Origin of the sequence: Pseudomonas cavernicola (genome assembly GCF_003596405.1) — a bacterium.
Lineage (GTDB): Bacteria > Pseudomonadota > Gammaproteobacteria > Pseudomonadales > Pseudomonadaceae > Aquipseudomonas > Aquipseudomonas cavernicola.
Genome location: NZ_QYUR01000002.1, coordinates 2,312,278 through 2,327,831 on the forward strand (window position 1 = coordinate 2,312,278; position 15,554 = coordinate 2,327,831).

Annotated in this window: 11 protein-coding genes; 8 read left to right on the forward strand and 3 right to left on the reverse strand. The window is 61.7% G+C overall.

All coding sequences use genetic code 11. The features are described 5' to 3' along the window. The first annotated feature begins 458 nt into the window (after window positions 1-458). Window positions 459-674, forward strand: a complete 216-nt coding sequence (rmf, locus tag D3879_RS11080; protein WP_119954295.1) for a ribosome modulation factor — start codon at window positions 459-461, stop codon at window positions 672-674. Window positions 675-980: 306 nt separating this feature from the next. Here rmf and D3879_RS11085 read toward each other — a convergent pair whose 3' ends face one another. Both D3879_RS11085 and D3879_RS11090 read right to left on the reverse strand, forming a co-directional pair. Beyond that, on the reverse strand, window positions 981-2,006 hold the full coding sequence (locus D3879_RS11085) for a quinone-dependent dihydroorotate dehydrogenase (protein ID WP_119954296.1): 1,026 nt from the start codon (window positions 2,004-2,006) through the stop codon (window positions 981-983). Window positions 2,007-2,093: 87 nt separating this feature from the next. After that, a complete protein-coding gene (locus D3879_RS11090; protein ID WP_119954297.1) occupies window positions 2,094-2,315 on the reverse strand; it encodes a DUF2835 domain-containing protein in 222 nt (73 codons plus the stop codon). A gap of 150 nt (window positions 2,316-2,465) precedes the next feature. On the opposite strand from D3879_RS11090, the gene D3879_RS11095 reads away from it, so the two are divergent. After that, window positions 2,466-3,344: a DUF6685 family protein gene (locus D3879_RS11095; protein ID WP_119954298.1), complete on the forward strand. Its 879-nt coding sequence runs from the start codon at window positions 2,466-2,468 to the stop codon at window positions 3,342-3,344. Between the two features lie 134 nt (window positions 3,345-3,478). Here D3879_RS11095 and D3879_RS11100 read toward each other — a convergent pair whose 3' ends face one another. Next, window positions 3,479-8,356 (reverse strand): NAD-glutamate dehydrogenase, encoded by a 4,878-nt coding sequence (locus tag D3879_RS11100; protein ID WP_119954299.1) that lies wholly within the window; start codon window positions 8,354-8,356, stop codon window positions 3,479-3,481. A gap of 176 nt (window positions 8,357-8,532) precedes the next feature. Between D3879_RS11100 and D3879_RS11105 the strand changes: the two genes are divergently transcribed. The 6 genes from D3879_RS11105 to D3879_RS11130 are packed head-to-tail and all read left to right on the forward strand — an operon-like array spanning window position 8,533 to window position 15,378. Further along, complete coding sequence (locus D3879_RS11105) at window positions 8,533-9,492, forward strand: AAA family ATPase (RefSeq protein WP_119954300.1); 960 nt, start codon at window positions 8,533-8,535, stop codon at window positions 9,490-9,492. 14 nt (window positions 9,493-9,506) lie between these two features. Continuing rightward, a complete protein-coding gene (locus D3879_RS11110) occupies window positions 9,507-10,451 on the forward strand; it encodes a DUF58 domain-containing protein (RefSeq protein ID WP_119954301.1) in 945 nt (314 codons plus the stop codon). Next, window positions 10,448-10,942: a DUF4381 domain-containing protein gene (locus D3879_RS11115; protein WP_119954302.1), complete on the forward strand. Its 495-nt coding sequence runs from the start codon at window positions 10,448-10,450 to the stop codon at window positions 10,940-10,942. Before D3879_RS11110 ends, D3879_RS11115 begins: the two co-directional genes overlap by 4 nt. Continuing rightward, entirely contained in the window at window positions 10,935-12,011 is a 1,077-nt protein-coding gene (locus D3879_RS11120; RefSeq protein ID WP_119954303.1) for a vWA domain-containing protein, read from the forward strand. The genes D3879_RS11115 and D3879_RS11120 overlap by 8 nt, the downstream gene beginning before the upstream one ends. Then, window positions 12,008-13,732, forward strand: coding sequence for a VWA domain-containing protein (locus D3879_RS11125; RefSeq protein ID WP_119954304.1), 1,725 nt, complete (start codon window positions 12,008-12,010; stop codon window positions 13,730-13,732). Before D3879_RS11120 ends, D3879_RS11125 begins: the two co-directional genes overlap by 4 nt. 5 nt (window positions 13,733-13,737) lie before the next feature. Continuing rightward, on the forward strand, window positions 13,738-15,378 hold the full coding sequence (locus tag D3879_RS11130) for a BatD family protein (protein WP_119954305.1): 1,641 nt from the start codon (window positions 13,738-13,740) through the stop codon (window positions 15,376-15,378). Window positions 15,379-15,554: the final 176 nt, after the last annotated feature.

Genomic DNA, 15,554 nt, shown 5'->3' on the forward strand with positions numbered 1-15,554 from the left:
CCCACGCCGCGCCTGCTGCCACCAGACTTAGTGTGTTCGATTCAAACACGCGCTGCTCTGTATAATTTTCGAACAGCTGGGCAAAGCTTAATAAGGGACAAAGAGTGACAACGCGACCCTTCGTCGGAATAAATACAGGGTGCAGCCGCGAAATATTCGCGATGGCAGATCGACCTCATAGCCGCCTGCGCCCCCCATGCCGCCTGAGTTTAGGCAAAAAGCTCAGGAGCGGCGGCTCAAGCCTTATGGCCTCACTCCTAAAAACGTTACGTGCTTATGACAAAACGATCATTCCCACGGCCGGTGTCATTCGATAGAAATCAACTCAGGCCAACGCCGCAATGGTGACGGCAGGAGACCCGCGACGCCGGCAGCGGGCTCTACTGGTAGAAGCTTTCTACCAGGCCCCGACACGGGGCTAATAGGACATAACAGTCAACAAGTGAGGGCAACACCCTATGAGAAGACTTAAGCGTGATCCTTTAGAAAGAGCGTTTTTGCGCGGTTATCAATATGGCATCCATGGCAAATCTCGCGAACTGTGTCCATTCACCCTTCCGTCCGTACGCCAAGCCTGGATTAACGGCTGGCGCGAGGGTCGCGGCGACCAATGGGACGGCATGACCGGTACAGCCGGTATCCATCGACTCAACGAACTTCACGCTGTCGGCTGATCAGGATCACACCGACTCCGCTTTACCATGCACGCCCCATCCGGGCGGCGGGCGAGAGCCCAAGGGCTCCTTAAGGGAGCCCTTTTTATTGCCTGTCGTTTTAGAACCTATTCAACATCTGCTGCGCTTGGCCATGCTACGTTGAAAACAGGCTCGGAATGCTCATTTACCACTCGTAAACTCCGCTTCCTCGCCTGTTTGACTCGCTACGCTCGCCCTGCGGGCCAGCCTTCGGCTGTTACTCCACTTCGCTGCGTTGCGCCTTGCCTGACCTGCGCTCGCGACGATCTTGAACAGGTTCTTAGGTTACTGACGCGGCAGCGCCGCGATGGCATCCACCGCTTCGCGAATCAGCGCCGGGCCCTTGTAGATAAAGCCGGAATAAATCTGCACCAAGCTGGCTCCGGCGGCGATCTTCTCAGCCGCGTGTTTACCTTCTGTGATACCGCCAACGGCAATAATCGGCAGACGCCCCGCCAACTCAGCCGCCAGCACTTGTACCGTATGCGTACTCTTGTCGCGCACCGGTGCGCCAGACAGGCCTCCGGCCTCATCGCCAAACGGCAAACCTTCGACACCCTCGCGCCCGAGGGTGGTGTTAGTCGCAATCACCGCATCCATACCCGAGTCCAGCAACGCTGCAGCGACCTCGACAATCTCTGCATCAGTCATATCCGGAGCAATCTTGATCGCCAGCGGGACCCGCTTGCCGTGCTGCAGAGCGAGGTCCTCCTGACGTTTGCGCAGGGCTTCGAGCAACTGTTTCAGCGAGTCGCCAAACTGCAAGCTGCGCAAGCCGGGGGTGTTCGGCGAACTGACGTTGACAGTGACGTAGCTGGCGTGGGCATAGACCTTGTCCAGGCACAGCAAGTAATCGTCCACCGCGCGCTCGACCGGCGTATCGAAATTCTTGCCGATATTGATACCGAGCACGCCGGTGAACTTAGCGGCTTTGACCCGCGCCAACAGATGATCGACACCATGGTTGTTGAAGCCCATGCGGTTGATGATCGCTTCGGCTTGCGGCAAACGGAATAACCGTGGCTTGGGGTTACCCGGCTGCGGACGTGGAGTGACGGTTCCGATTTCGACGAAACCAAAACCCAGTTGCGCAAAGCCGTCGATGGCATCGCCGTTCTTATCCAGGCCAGCAGCCAAACCCACCGGATTCGGGAAGTCCAACCCCATCACGCGCACCGGCAGGCTGGCCGGCGCCTTGCTCAACAGACCATTCAAACCCAGACGGCCACCGGCGCCGATCAGGTCAATAGACAGCTCGTGAGAGGTTTCCGGGGACAGGTTGAACAGCAGCTCGCGGGCCAGGGTATACATGGGCAGGCTTAGCTCGTTAATGGCTGGAAAGGTAGGCCGGCGATTATAGCCGCCCGCAGCCCCTACAGGCGAGGCAACCTCAACCGATCAGCCCACGCGACGCAAGCTCAACAGCTCACCGGCGACACTGAAGTCCAGCTCAAAGGAGCCGTAAACGCCTTCATGGGTTAGAAAAGGCCGCAAATGACGAGCTGGCAAACTGACGCGCCGACCGTCACGACTGTGTAACAAGACGCGATTGGCATGGCCCAGATAGACCGCACGCAAACGTTCAGCGGATAAGGCAATATCCAGCTCCAGGCTGGGCATGGAGGCTTCCTCGTAAATGACCGCGGCAATATTGCCACACGTGGCACCCAGGACAGGCGGCCGCAACCGTCACTTGGCCAGCAAAGGCTGTGCAACGGGCGTTTTCGTCTGCCACACTGGCAACGGTGACCCTGGAATTCGCATCTGGCCATGAGTCTGACCGAGCAACCCACAACGCTGACCGCCCGCCTGACGGCACTCGCCCAACGCCTGGGCCTGACCAGCCGTGCGCCACGCCAGGTACTGGAACGTGCCAGCGTCTTACGGTTGCCGTTCCAACCGTTACCGCAACCCCACGAACAAATCTGGTGGCACACCGGCCCACCGCTGCAGCGCTTGGTCGACTTACCGCGTAACGCCCTCTCCGGCCCGGTTCAAGAGGACAAGGCGCAAGCCCACTCCATGTTGATCCGCGTGATAGAGCAGGAACAGCAACAGCTGAATTCCTTCGACCTGCGCCTGATCGACGGCCTTTGTGGCAGTGACCCGGATGCGCAACCCTACGCCAGCTTCGAGGACTACAGCGCAACGCCAGCCTGTCGCGGCATACGCATCATCAGCTACAAGGATTTCGTCAAAACCATCAGCCAAGCCTTACCGCGCTTCCTCGGCGGCGAGCGGATCAGCCTGCGTCAGGCCAGCTGGTACGGCAAACGCATGTTCTGGGCTGGCGAGCACCATGTTGAAGCGTTCGCCTGCGCCATCGCCTACGCCCGCCGGCGTGGCCTGGAGGTAACCCTACCAGCCGAGCTGACCTACTATCGCTTGCGCCCCAGCGGGCTCGACGAACTGCAAGAGCGCTATCACGTGCTGGCCATGCCAGTGCAAGCCTGGAGCGATCCAGCCTTTATGGGGCTGCTGCTGGATAACGGCCTGCCCTATGCGCGCCTCTCACTGCTGCGCAATCCTGGCGCCCCGGAGTTCCTACTGCTGCCGAAACACAACCCGGAGGCCACCGCCCTCGGCGAAGGTTTGCGCCTGGCTGGCGCACCGGATGTGGTGGCTTACCTGCGCCAGCTGAAAGCCTGAAATCTGCGACGGGCTGATCCACAGCAACCCATCTGCGCCTGCGCCTCAATCCACCCGCAATAAAAAACCCCGCACTAGGCGGGGCTCCGGGTGTTTCAACGTGGTTTATTCAACCAAGTCTGCGAGCTAGCCCATCAAGGAATACAGGTTCCATGCTGGCTGCTCTGCGCTAGGTCGAGTAGCTCACGGTTAGCCACCGCATACATCGCGTAGTCGGTAGCGCTCGTCGCACGCAGTTCGGTGAGCATGGCACGCCAGCGCTCGACCAGCGGACGATGCTGCTCCAGCCAAAGCGCTGCACGCGCCTCGATATCCGCCGGGCCATCGGCCATTTGCAGGACCGAGACGGTGATTGCCCGTTGCTGCCAGTCCAGATCGTCGCGGAAGGCTTCCCGCGCCAGCGCCTGCCAGTTGTTTTCCACCGGCAAGCTGGTGATCTGCTGCAGATACCAGGACAGATCCAGCGCACCGCCGACCGCGAAGTACGCCGCCGCCACTTGAGCAGGTTCCTGCCCGGTGACATCCGCGGCTTCGATGATCGGCAGCAGCGTGTACAGATGACTGGTTCCCGCCACTACTCGCGCCAGTTCCTCCGGTGCACCGGCTTCGACGTAGCCCTGGAAGCGCGCCAGCCACTGCTCACGCGCAGGGCCTTCGAGCAACTCATCAAGACGCCCGGCCAGCGCCTCAATGCGTGGAGCGAAGTGAGCGACATCACGCGCGGCATCCAGCTCATTGCGACGGCTACGCAGGAACCAGCGGGTGGCACGGCGACCGAGGCGCATCAACTCGTCCATCAACTGCAATTGCAGCTCGGCCGGTACTTGGTAGTCCAGCGCCTCGATCTGCTTCCACCAGTGCGGCAGGCGGAACACATCGCGGACGATGACATAAGCCCCGGCGACGTTCGCCGCACTCATGCCGGTGGACTCCTTCAAGCGCTGCACGAAGGTGATACCCATATGGTTGACCAGATCGTTGGCGATCTGGGTGCTGACGATCTCGCGCTTCAGACGGTGACGACGCATGGGCTCAGCGAATTTCTTCGTCAACAACGGCGGGAAGGCGGTTTCCATCTCACAGGCCAGATAATCATCGTCCGGCACCAGGGACTTCAGCAGCGACTCCTTGAGGTCGATTTTGCTATAGGAAATCAGTACCGACAGCTCCGGCCGAGTCAGGCCCTGGCCGTTGGCGATGCGCTCGGCAAGCAATTCGTCAGATGGCAGGAACTCCATCGCCCGGTCCAATTTGCCGTCGTTCTCCAGCGCCACGATCAGGCGCTTGTATTCGCCGATCCGCTCACGGGCCCGACGCTGGGCCAGCGACAGCGCCTGGGTCTGCTTGTAGTTGTTGCCCAATACCAGATTGCCGACGGCGTCAGTCATCTCGGCCAGCAGCTTGTTGCGCTGCTTACCGGTCATATCACCAGCGGCAACGATTTCGTTGAGCAGGATCTTGATATTCACTTCATGGTCGGAGCAGTCCACGCCGCCGGCGTTGTCGATAAAGTCGGTGTTGCTCGCGCCACCGTTGAGGCCGAACTCGACACGCCCAAGTTGGGTCATGCCGAGGTTACCGCCCTCACCCACCACCCTGGCGCGCAACTCGCAACCATCGACCCGCAGGGCGTCGTTAGCCTTATCGCCGACGTCGACGTGGCTTTCATTGCTGGACTTGACGTAAGTACCGATACCACCGTTCCACAGCAGATCAACCGGTGCCTTCAGCAGCGCATTGAGCAACTCCGTCGGCGGCAGCTTGTCGGCGCTAATGTCGAAACGTTCCTTCATCTCATCGCTGATCGCGATGCTCTTCGCGGCGCGCAGGAAGATGCCACCACCGGCGGAAATCAGCGTGGCGTCGTAATCTGCCCAGCTCGAGCGCGGCAGATCGAACAGACGCTGGCGCTCGACGAAGCTCTTGGCCGCATCCGGATTGGGGTCGATGAAGATGTGCTGGTGGTTGAAGGCCGCGACCATCTGCAACTTGTCCGACAGCAGCAGACCGTTACCGAACACGTCACCGGCCATGTCGCCGATGCCGATCACCGTGGTGTGATCCTTTTGCACGTCGATCCCACGCTCACGGAAGTGCCGCTGCACCGAGACCCAGCCGCCTTTGGCGGTGATCCCCATGCCTTTGTGGTCGTAACCGGCAGAGCCCCCCGAGGCGAACGCATCGCCGAGCCAGAAGCCATATTCCGCGGCGATACCGTTGGCGATATCGGAGAAGGTCGCCGTGCCCTTGTCTGCCGCGACGACCAAGTACGGATCGTCTGCGTCATGCCGCACCACGTTGAGCGGCGGCACCACTGCACCCTCTTTCAGATTGTCGGTGATATCCAGCAGGCCGGAGATGAAGATGCGGTAGCAGGCGATGCCTTCGGCCTGAATCTCGTCGCGCGAGCCGCCGATCGGCAGGCGGCGCGGAATGAAACCGCCCTTGGCGCCGACCGGCACGATCACCGCGTTCTTCACCTGCTGGGCTTTGACCAGGCCGAGCACTTCGGTACGGAAGTCTTCTTCCCGGTCGGACCAGCGCAGCCCGCCGCGGGCGACCTTGCCGCCACGCAGATGCACGCCCTCGACCCGCGGCGAATAGACGAAGATCTCGAACATCGGCACCGGTTTCGGCAGTTCTGGAATCGCCCGCGGGTTGAATTTGAAGCTGAAGTAGGACTTGTTCTGACCGTGGGCATCGGTTTGGTAGAAGTTGGTCCGCAGCGTGGCTTTGATCAGATCCAGGTAACGCCGCAGGATGCGGTCTTCGTTGAGCACCGCCACATCATCCAGCGCACTCAGAATCGCTTGCTCAAGACGCTGCTGCTTGTCCGCCAGATCGTCCGCGGTCAGCTTGCGCGCCAGGTAGAAACGGGTTTTGAACAGCCGCACCAGCTCCTTGGCGATATCGACATGGTTGAGCAAGGTGTTGGCGATATAGCTGAGGTCAAAGCCCAGGCGGATCTGTTTCAGGTAACGCGCGTAGGCCCGCAGCAGCGCCACGTCACGCCAAGGCATCGCGGCGGTCAGGACCAGGCGGTTGAAGGCATCGTTCTCTGCGGCGCCACCGACGATCTGCACGAAGGCATCCTGCAGTGTGTCATTGAGCTGCTGGATATCTACCTCCAACACTTCACCCTGCCGTTCAACGTGGGGGGTGAAGGCGAAGTCGTGAATCCAGAACTCGCGGCCACTCTGGTGCAGCAAGCGGTAAGGGAATTCGCCGAGGACGCGCAGGCCGAGATTTTCCAGAATCGGCAGAACATCCGACAGCGCCAGCGGCGTGTCGGCGTGATAGAGCTTGCAGTGCAACTGCTGCTCGCCGGCAGTCAGCGGCTGGTAGAAACTCATCACCAGCGGGCGTTCATCCGACAGGCTGAGCAGGTGCTGCATGTCGACGACCGCCGAATGCGGCGCGAAGCGCTCGCGATAGCCGGCCGGAAAGCTTTTCGGGATGTCGGCCAGCACCTTGGTGCCTTTCGCCTCGCCGAAGCTCTCCACCACTAACCCGGCATAATCGTCCTTCCAGGAACGGCAGGCCTGAATGACCTCGCGCTCGATCTGTTGCGGGTCGATCTGCAGCTTGGTCTTCGGGTCGATGCGCAGAATGAACTGCACCCGCGCCAGTACCGACTCGGAGAAGTAGGTCCAGAACTCGCAATCGGTCGCCTGCAGGCGGTCGACCAGCACCTGTTGGATGCGCATGCGGGTTTCGGTGGAGTAGACATCACGCGGCACATAAGCCAAGGCGTAAACGAAACGACCGTACGGATCCGCGCGCAGGAACAGGCGGATCTTGTTGCGCTCCTGAATCTGCACGATCGCCAGGGAGGTGCTGTACAACTCGTCCACCGGGGTCTGGAACAAGTCATCGCGGGGCAGCACTTCCAGCACCTTGACCAATTCTTTGCCCAGGTGCCCCTGCGCGGTGAAACCGGAGCGCTGCTCGACCTCGGCGACTTTGCGGCGGATGTACGGAATCTCGCGCACGCTTTCGCTATAAGAGATGGAGGTGTAGATGCCCAGGAAGCGGCATTCCTTGATCACCTTGCCCTTGGCATCCAATTCGCGGATAGAGACGAAATCCGGGTAAGCCGGGCGGTGTACACGGCTCGGCTGTGCAGCCTTGGCAAAGGACAGCAGCACCGGCTCACGCAGGTACTTCACCGCGTAAGACTCAATGTGCAGATCTTCTTTCGTCAGCCCGGCGCGCAGACGCTTGGACAGACCCAGCAACGACGCCTCGTCGTAGACAATGTGCCCACCATCAGTCTCATCGGCCACGGTGAACTCCTCGTAGCCGAGGAAGGTGAAGTGATTGTCCAGCAGCCACTCCAGAAACACCTTGATTTCAGCCAACTCGGCGACATCTACCTTCAATTTGGCCTTGCCCAGCCAGGCCAGCAGCTCCTCAGCCTTGGCGCGCATCGGCAGGAAGTCGGCAACCGTCACCCGCACTTCTTCCAGCACTTCCAGCAGGGCGTGCTCCAGCGTCCGCAACTCATTGGCATTGGCGCTGCGGTCGATCTCCAGGAAAATCAAGGATTCCTGCAGCACATCCTTGCCCAGGGTACCTTTGGGCAGGACTTCCAGCAGCTCGCCTTTCTTGTTGCGGCGCACGCTGAGCACACTGTTTTGTAAGGTATGAATGCTGTAGCCGCGGCGGTTCAGCTCCATACGTACCGAATCGACCAGGAACGGAATATCCGGATGCAGCACTTCCACCGCGGTGTGGGTGGATTGCCAGCCGTGCTTCTCGTAATCGGGGTTGAACACCCGCGCCTCGGGCTTGGCGTGATCGAAGCGCTCTAACAGCCGCCATGCCGACAAGGTGCAGCCAACCAGGTCGGAAAGCCGACGCTGGGTCAGCTCATCGAGGGCGATGATGCCGAAGAATTGCTCGGCGAAAAGGGCCACTTGTGGCAGCGCCTGCTCGCTAACGTGCTGCGCCAGTGCCGCTTGCAGTTGATGCTGGAAGTCGGCTTTGCTGGCCGCCGTAAAGAACGCCATGGTTGTGCTCCGCTGGGCTTGTTATTCAACTAGAAATGACCGTCCACACCGTGCCGTGGTTCAAGAATGCTGTAGTTCAACGTTAGTCTAGGCAGCCCGTCTTGCATTAAAGTGGCAACCTTAGACTAAGGCGGCACTCTCGACTCGCCAGTCATATTTCCCGGAAGAGCTTAACGATGGAACACCGTGAAGCGCTTGTCGCGCTGCGACATTTTCTGTCAACACAGATCCTTGGCCAGGAAAAACTCATAGAAAGACTGCTGATTGCCCTGCTCGCCGACGGCCACATGCTGGTCGAGGGGGCTCCCGGTCTGGCCAAGACCAAGGCGATCAAGGAACTGGCCGAAGGTATCGAAGCCCAATTCCATCGCATTCAGTTCACCCCCGACTTGCTCCCGGCGGATATCACTGGCACGGAGATCTATCGCCCGGAAACCGGCAGCTTCGTCTTTCAACAAGGGCCGATTTTTCACAATCTGGTGCTGGCCGACGAGATCAACCGCGCACCGGCGAAGGTCCAGTCGGCGCTACTGGAAGCCATGGCCGAGCGCCAGGTCAGCGTCGGGCGCAGTACTTATGACCTGTCCCCGCTGTTCCTGGTGATGGCGACGCAGAACCCGATCGAGCAGGAAGGCACCTACCCGCTGCCGGAGGCCCAACTCGACCGCTTCCTGATGTATGTGAAAATCGGCTTCCCTGACGCCTCGGTGGAACGCAAGATCCTCCAGCAAGCCCGTGGCGAAGCACTCAACGGCGAAACCAAGCCCGAGCACAAAGTCAGCCAGCAGGCGATCTTCGCCGCGCGCAAAGAAGTGCTCGGTCTCTACATGGCTGACGCGGTGGAGGAATACCTGGTGCAGTTGGTGGTGGCCACCCGCAACCCAGGCAAATTCGACCCGGAAATGGCCGACTGGATTTCCTATGGCGCCAGCCCACGTGGCTCGATCGCGCTGGATCGCTGTGCTCGGGCGCATGCCTGGCTAGCGGGGCGCGACTTCGTCAGCCCGGAAGACATCCAGGCCGTGCTGTTCGATGTGTTGCGCCATCGCATCATTCTGTCGTTTGAAGCGGAAGCGGCAGGCATCGATCAGGACCGGGTGCTGCAACGCATTCTCGACGTGGTCGCCGTAGCCTGAGTAACCCTGCCCCTATGCAAGCGCCCATCGTCGCCGAACCCGGAATTCGCGTCAGCCTCGCCGAGCTGATCGAGATGCGCCATCGCGTCCGCGAAGTGCAGCTGTTTTCGACCCCCGCCCGACGTAGCCCGCTGATTGGCCTGCACCACTCCAAGCTGCGCGGGCGTGGCGTGGACTTCGATCAGGTGCGGGTGTATCAAGCCGGCGACGACGTGCGCACCATCGACTGGCGCGTCACCGCACGCACCCAGGAGCCGCACACCAAGCTGTTCCATGAAGAGCGCGAACGGCCAATTTTCATCCTGGTGGAACAGAGCCAGCGACTGTTCTTCGGCTCGGGGCTGGTGTTCAAATCGGTCCTCGCCGCGCAGGCTGCCGCCTTGATTGGCTGGGCCGCACTGGGCCATAACGACCGAGTCGGCGGTCTGGTATTCGGCGACAACGAACACCACGAAATCAAACCGCGGCGTAGCAAACACAGCTTGCTGCAATTGCTCAACCGTCTGGTACGTGTGAACCAGGCCTTGCATACCGAAGCCCAGCCGGGCCGCGACGCGTTCGGGCTGGCTCTGCGCAGAGCTCGCGAGGTACTTCGCCCCGGCAGCCTGGTAATCGTGCTCTGCGATGAGCGCGCACTTACCGAGAGCACTGAACAACAGCTATCCCTGCTCGCGCGCCACACTGACTTGCTGCTGCTACCGCTGTCCGACCCGCTCGACCACGCCCTTCCCGCCGCCGGCTTGCTGCAGTTCACCGAGCGCGGTGCACAGCTGGAGCTGGATACGCACTCCATTGAGCTGCGTCAGGCTTACCACGCCCAGGGCGAGGCGCGCCGCACCCACTGGCAACTACTGGCCCAGAAACTTGGGGTGCCGCTGTTGCCGCTGAGCACCCAAGGCGAAATGGTCGAGCAGTTGCTCGATCACCTGAACGCTCAGCGCCCCAGGAAGCAGCAATGAACCCCCTCGATCAGTTGGAGCCCCTGATCGCCCCGCCCGCGATCCCCTGGTGGCCACCTGCACCCGGTTGGTGGCTGCTTGCGCTGCTGCTGCCAGTGCTGCTTTGGGGCCTGTGGCGACTGCGCCGACGGCTACCTTGGCTGCGCAAAAAAGCCCAGCCGGAACTCCCCCTCGACCCGTTGCGCCAAGCCGCCCTGATCGAGCTGGCGCAACTGCGCAAACCTTACGACGGCGCTCCCGCCGGTGTTTGGCTGCAACAACTGAATGGACTGTTAAAGCGCCTGTGCCGCAGCCACTACCCGGCCAATCACAGCCACACCCTGAGCGGTCGCGCCTGGTTGGCCTTTCTCGACAACCGTTGCCCGGCCGCCGGCCTGACCCGCTGGATGGTGCTGGTGGAAGGCGCCTACCGCCCGGAGTGCAAGCTCGACGACAAGGCCGTGGATGGTCTCAACCAAGCGGTCGACACCTGGATTCGTAAGCATGTTTGAGTTCATCTGGCTGTGGATCTTCCTGCTCGCCCCCCTGCCCTGGCTGCTGCGGCTACTGCTGCCTGAAGCCGACAGCGGTGAGGCGGCGCTCAAGGTCAGCTTCCTCAATGAGCTTGAAGGCCTGGCTGGGCGGCGCGCGCGCGCCAATCTGCCGGCCTGGCGTCAGCAAGCCCCCTTCGCCCTGCTCTGGCTGCTGCTGCTCAGCGCAGCGGCGCGCCCAGCCTGGGTTGGTGAGGCGTTACCGCTTGCCGCCAGCGGGCGCGACTTGTTGCTCGCCGTGGATGTTTCCGGCTCGATGGATTACCCCGACATGCAATGGGACGGCGCCGAGGTCAGCCGCCTGACGCTGGTCAAGCACCTGCTCGGCGACTTTGTCGAGGGCCGCCAGGGCGATCGCGTCGGCTTGATCCTGTTCGGCAGCCAGGCCTACCTCCAGGCCCCGCTGACCTTCGACCGCCATACCGTACGCACCTGGCTGGACGAGGCGCTGATCGGCATCGCCGGCAAGAACACCGCCGTCGGCGATGCCATTGGTTTGGCGGTAAAACGTCTGCGCCAGCGCCCGGCAGAAAGCCGCGTACTGGTGCTGGTCACCGACGGCGCGAACAACGGTGGCGAGATCGACCCGCTGACTGCCGCCCGCTTGGCCGCCGAGGAAGGGGTGAAGATTTACCCGATTGGCATCGGTGCCGATCCTGAAGAAGGCGGCGCACTCGGCCTGCCCGGTCTTAATCCGGGACTGGATTTGGATGAGCCGACCTTGCAGGCGATTGCCAAGCAGACCGGCGGCCAGTACTTCCGCGCCCGCGACAGCGAAGAACTAAAAGCCATCGAAGCCAGCCTCGACCAACTTGAACCGGTAGCCCAGCAACCGACCCAGGCCCGCCCAACGCTGGCACTTTACTGCTGGCCGCTGGCCGGCGCGCTCTTGCTCAGCCTGCTACTAGTCGCCCACGCACTCTGGCCACAACTGCTGCAACAGCGCTTGCAGCAACGTTTACAACAACGCTTACAACACCGTTTACAACTGCAGGCCAACTGGCCACAGTGGCTGCGGAGGCGCAGATGATCGCCCTTTGGCCACATTGGTTGAGACCCTTCTGGCTACTCATCCTACCGCTGCTGGGCTGGCTACTCTGGCACCTCTGGCATCGTCAACGGCGCGTCGGACGCTGGCAGATGCTGCTGCCGGCCGCCTTTCATGGCGTACTCCTGAGTGGCGGCAACAACCGCGGCAGCCGTCTACCCTGGATTGCCCTCGGCCTCGCCTGGCTGCTGGCCCTGCTCGCCTTGCTTGGTCCCGGCTGGCAAAGAGTCGAACAGGCCAGCCAGAAACGCGCCGACCCGTTGGTGGTACTTCTGGAGTTGACCCCGGCGATGCTCGCCAGCGACGTCACACCGACTCGCCTGGAACACACCAAGCGCAAACTGCTGGACTTGCTGGAAGCGCGCCGCGATGCCCAGACCGCCATCGTCGTCTTTGCCGGCAGCGCGCATACTCTGGTGCCGCTTTCCGATGATCTGGCTACGACCCGCAACCTGCTCGAATCGCTCAAACCCTCGATCATGCCCGAACCGGGCCACCGCGCCGACTTGGCCGTCAGCAAGGCGCTGGCCCTCTTGGCGCAAGGTGCGCAAGGCCAGGGGCGGTTGCTCTTGATGGGGGCGAGCCTGGACGAGCAAGAACGCCAAGGCATCCGCCACGCCCTCGGCGACAAAGGCGAGCGCCTGCAAATTCTCGGCATTGGCACCGCCCAGGGCGCACCTATCGCCCAGGAGGACGGCGGTTTTCTTAAGGATGAGCAAGGGGCAATCCTGCTCCCACGCCTGGATAGCGCTGGCCTCAAGCGCTTCGCCAGCGACCTGGGTGGGCGCTATATGAGCACCCGCTTGGATGACAGCGATTTACGCAGCCTCGGCCTGCTCGACGGCGCCCAGAGCCTGCGCGATGCGGAACCTATGCGCCTGGCGACCTGGGCCGATCAAGGCCATTGGCTGCTCTTGCCACTGCTGCTACTCGCCGCCTGCGCTGGCCGCCGCGGTTGGCTGTTCTGCCTGCCGCTATTGCTGCTACTGAGCCCGCAGCCAAGCTATGCCTTTGAGTTCAGCGACCTCTGGTTACGCGCTGACCAGCAGGGCCAGCGTCTGCTCGAAGCCCAACGCCCGGCTGAGGCCGCGCAACACTTCCAGAACCCGCAATGGCAAGGACTGGCGCTGTACCAGGCGGGTGACTACGTCGGTGCTGCCTCGAACTTTGCCCTCGGAGATACGGCCGCCGAGCACTACAACCGCGGCAATGCCCTAGCCAAAGGCGGTGAGCTGGAAGCAGCGCTGGATGCCTACGAGCAAGCACTGGAGCGTCAACCCGATTTACAACCGGCACTAAAGAACAAAGCCTTGGTCGAACAACTATTGCGCCAACAACAGCAACCGGCAGAAGCAAAGCAGCAGGACTCTGCCAACGCGGCACAACAACAGCAGAATCAGCCCGGTCAGCCACAAGCTGGTGAATCGGATGAACCATCGGCAAGCCAGAGCCAGCCGAGCGAGGCCACCAGCGAAGACGGCGAGTCGAAGGCCACAGTCCAGCCTGAAAGCCAGACGGGCGACCCGCAGCCAGGCCAACCCAGCGACAAAAACATGACCAATCAGGCGCAAGCCAACTCACACCAAGCCCTCGGCAGCGAACGCCGTCAGGCCCTGGAGCAGTGGTTGCGGCAGATTCCGGATGACCCGGGCGAGCTGCTGCGACGTAAGTTTTGGTATGAACAGCAACAGCGTCAGGAATAGCCCCGATGACCCGTCTGCTTTGCGCTCTTCTTCTTAGCCTTATGGCGCTGCACGCCAGCGCTGTGGGTTTTTCCGCCAGCGTTGACCGCACACGTCTGAGCGAAGGTGAAACCATCGAGCTGACCCTCGAGTCCGATGACGTCACTCTGTTCGGCAAACCCGACCTGACTCCGCTGAGCGAGTTGTTCGAGGTTCTCGGCACCCGCCAGCTCAACCGCCTGACCACCCTTGACGGTGAGGCACGCGCCACCACCCGCTGGATGATCACGCTGCAGCCGAAACGCAGTGGCCCAGTGGTCATTCCGCCGTTGCGCCTGGGTGACGTGGAAACCAAGCCCATCACCCTGCAAGTACTAAAGACCGACGAACCCACTGACAGCAACCAAGTGGCGCCGGTCTTTATCGATGCCAGCCTGGATCAGGAAAGCGTCTACGTTCAGGCCCAGGCGGTGCTGACCCTGCGGATCTACCACTCGGTTTCGCTGTACGACGATAGCAGCCTGACCCCACTGCAAATCCCCGAGGCGCGCATCGAGCAACTGGGGGAGCCGCGCACCTACGAGAAGGAGATCAACGGTGTGCGTCACGGGGTGATTGAGTTGCGTTATGCGATCTATCCACAGCAAAGCGGCGAGCTGAAGATTCCCGCCCTGCTGTTTAGCGCCACCGCGGCAGACCGTACACGGAGTAACGACTATCAACCCTTCGGCCCGCGGCCCGGAAAATTGATGCGGGTGGAGTCCCCGGCTATTGCGCTGACGGTCAAAGCCAAGCCGAGCGACTACCCTGCCGACGCCCCCTGGCTACCGGCCCGCGCCCTGAGCCTCGCCGAGGCCTGGAGTCCAGAGCCAAACAACACACAGGTCGGCGACTCCCTGACACGCAACTTGATGCTCAAGGTCGAAGGCCTCTCCAGCGCGCAACTTCCGCCTCTACCGGCCACAGCGGTGAATGGTCTACGTCGTTATCCAGATCAGCCCCAGCTATCCAATCAAGCCAACGAACGCGGCCTGATCGGCAGTCGCGAAGAACGCGAGGCCCTAGTGCCTAACCGCAGCGGGCGTATCGAACTCCCTGCCGTGGAAGTGGTTTGGTGGAACACCCACGAAGACCACCTGGAACGCACCAGCCTGCCTGCGCGCACGCTAGAGGTGGCCAATAACCCGACACTGGATGTGGAAGCACCAGTGGGATCGGCGCCCTCAGCGGTGCCAGTCGATAGCCCATCGCTGTGGCCTTGGCGATTAGCCTGCGCACTGCTCAGCGGCACCACCCTGCTCGGCTTCGGCCTTTGGTGGCATGCTCGCCGACAACCTGCAGTATCCCGGGCAGCGCAGAATGGTCCCAGCCCGCGCAGCCTGCTCGACGACCTCAAGCGTGCCTGTCTGGCCAATGATTCGCAGGCCACCCGCCAGGCACTAGACGCCTGGGCCCGCCAGCAACCGGAAACCCTCGCCGATATGGCGGCACGCTTCGTCCCATTGTCGGAGACGCTCGATGGTCTGAACGGTGCGCTCTACAGCGAAAGCGGCCAATACTGGCAGGGTGAAGATCTCTGGAAAGCGATCCGTGCGCTACCCGCTGCGGAAGCCACGTTGGCTGGCACGCAGGAACCCAGCCCGCTGCCACCTCTGTATCCGCGCTGACATTATCTAGCGGCCAGCTTGGTGGATTACGCTGCTACGCGGCTAATCCACCCTACCGAACCACGCAAAACCGTTGCGTGCGTAGGTTGGCGCTGAGCCAACGGCGATGCCCAACAACCGGCCTGCGAGGCCGGGCTTCTAAGCATGAGACAGAGAAAAGGGAGTCGTGGGCGACT

Excerpts from the sequence above, each read along its gene's own strand:
- D3879_RS11100 (WP_119954299.1), bottom strand. The coding sequence starts at position 8,356 with ATGGCGTTCTTTACGGCGGCCAGCAAAGCCGACTTCCAGCATCAACTG.
- D3879_RS11105 (WP_119954300.1), top strand. The coding sequence starts at position 8,533 with ATGGAACACCGTGAAGCGCTTGTCGCGCTGCGACATTTTCTGTCAACA.
- D3879_RS11110 (WP_119954301.1), top strand. The coding sequence starts at position 9,507 with ATGCAAGCGCCCATCGTCGCCGAACCCGGAATTCGCGTCAGCCTCGCC.
- D3879_RS11125 (WP_119954304.1), top strand. The coding sequence starts at position 12,008 with ATGATCGCCCTTTGGCCACATTGGTTGAGACCCTTCTGGCTACTCATC.
- D3879_RS11085 (WP_119954296.1), bottom strand. The coding sequence starts at position 2,006 with ATGTATACCCTGGCCCGCGAGCTGCTGTTCAACCTGTCCCCGGAAACC.
- rmf (WP_119954295.1), top strand. The coding sequence starts at position 459 with ATGAGAAGACTTAAGCGTGATCCTTTAGAAAGAGCGTTTTTGCGCGGT.
- D3879_RS11120 (WP_119954303.1), top strand. The coding sequence starts at position 10,935 with ATGTTTGAGTTCATCTGGCTGTGGATCTTCCTGCTCGCCCCCCTGCCC.
- D3879_RS11115 (WP_119954302.1), top strand. The coding sequence starts at position 10,448 with ATGAACCCCCTCGATCAGTTGGAGCCCCTGATCGCCCCGCCCGCGATC.
- D3879_RS11130 (WP_119954305.1), top strand. The coding sequence starts at position 13,738 with ATGACCCGTCTGCTTTGCGCTCTTCTTCTTAGCCTTATGGCGCTGCAC.
- D3879_RS11095 (WP_119954298.1), top strand. The coding sequence starts at position 2,466 with ATGAGTCTGACCGAGCAACCCACAACGCTGACCGCCCGCCTGACGGCA.
- D3879_RS11090 (WP_119954297.1), bottom strand. The coding sequence starts at position 2,315 with ATGCCCAGCCTGGAGCTGGATATTGCCTTATCCGCTGAACGTTTGCGT.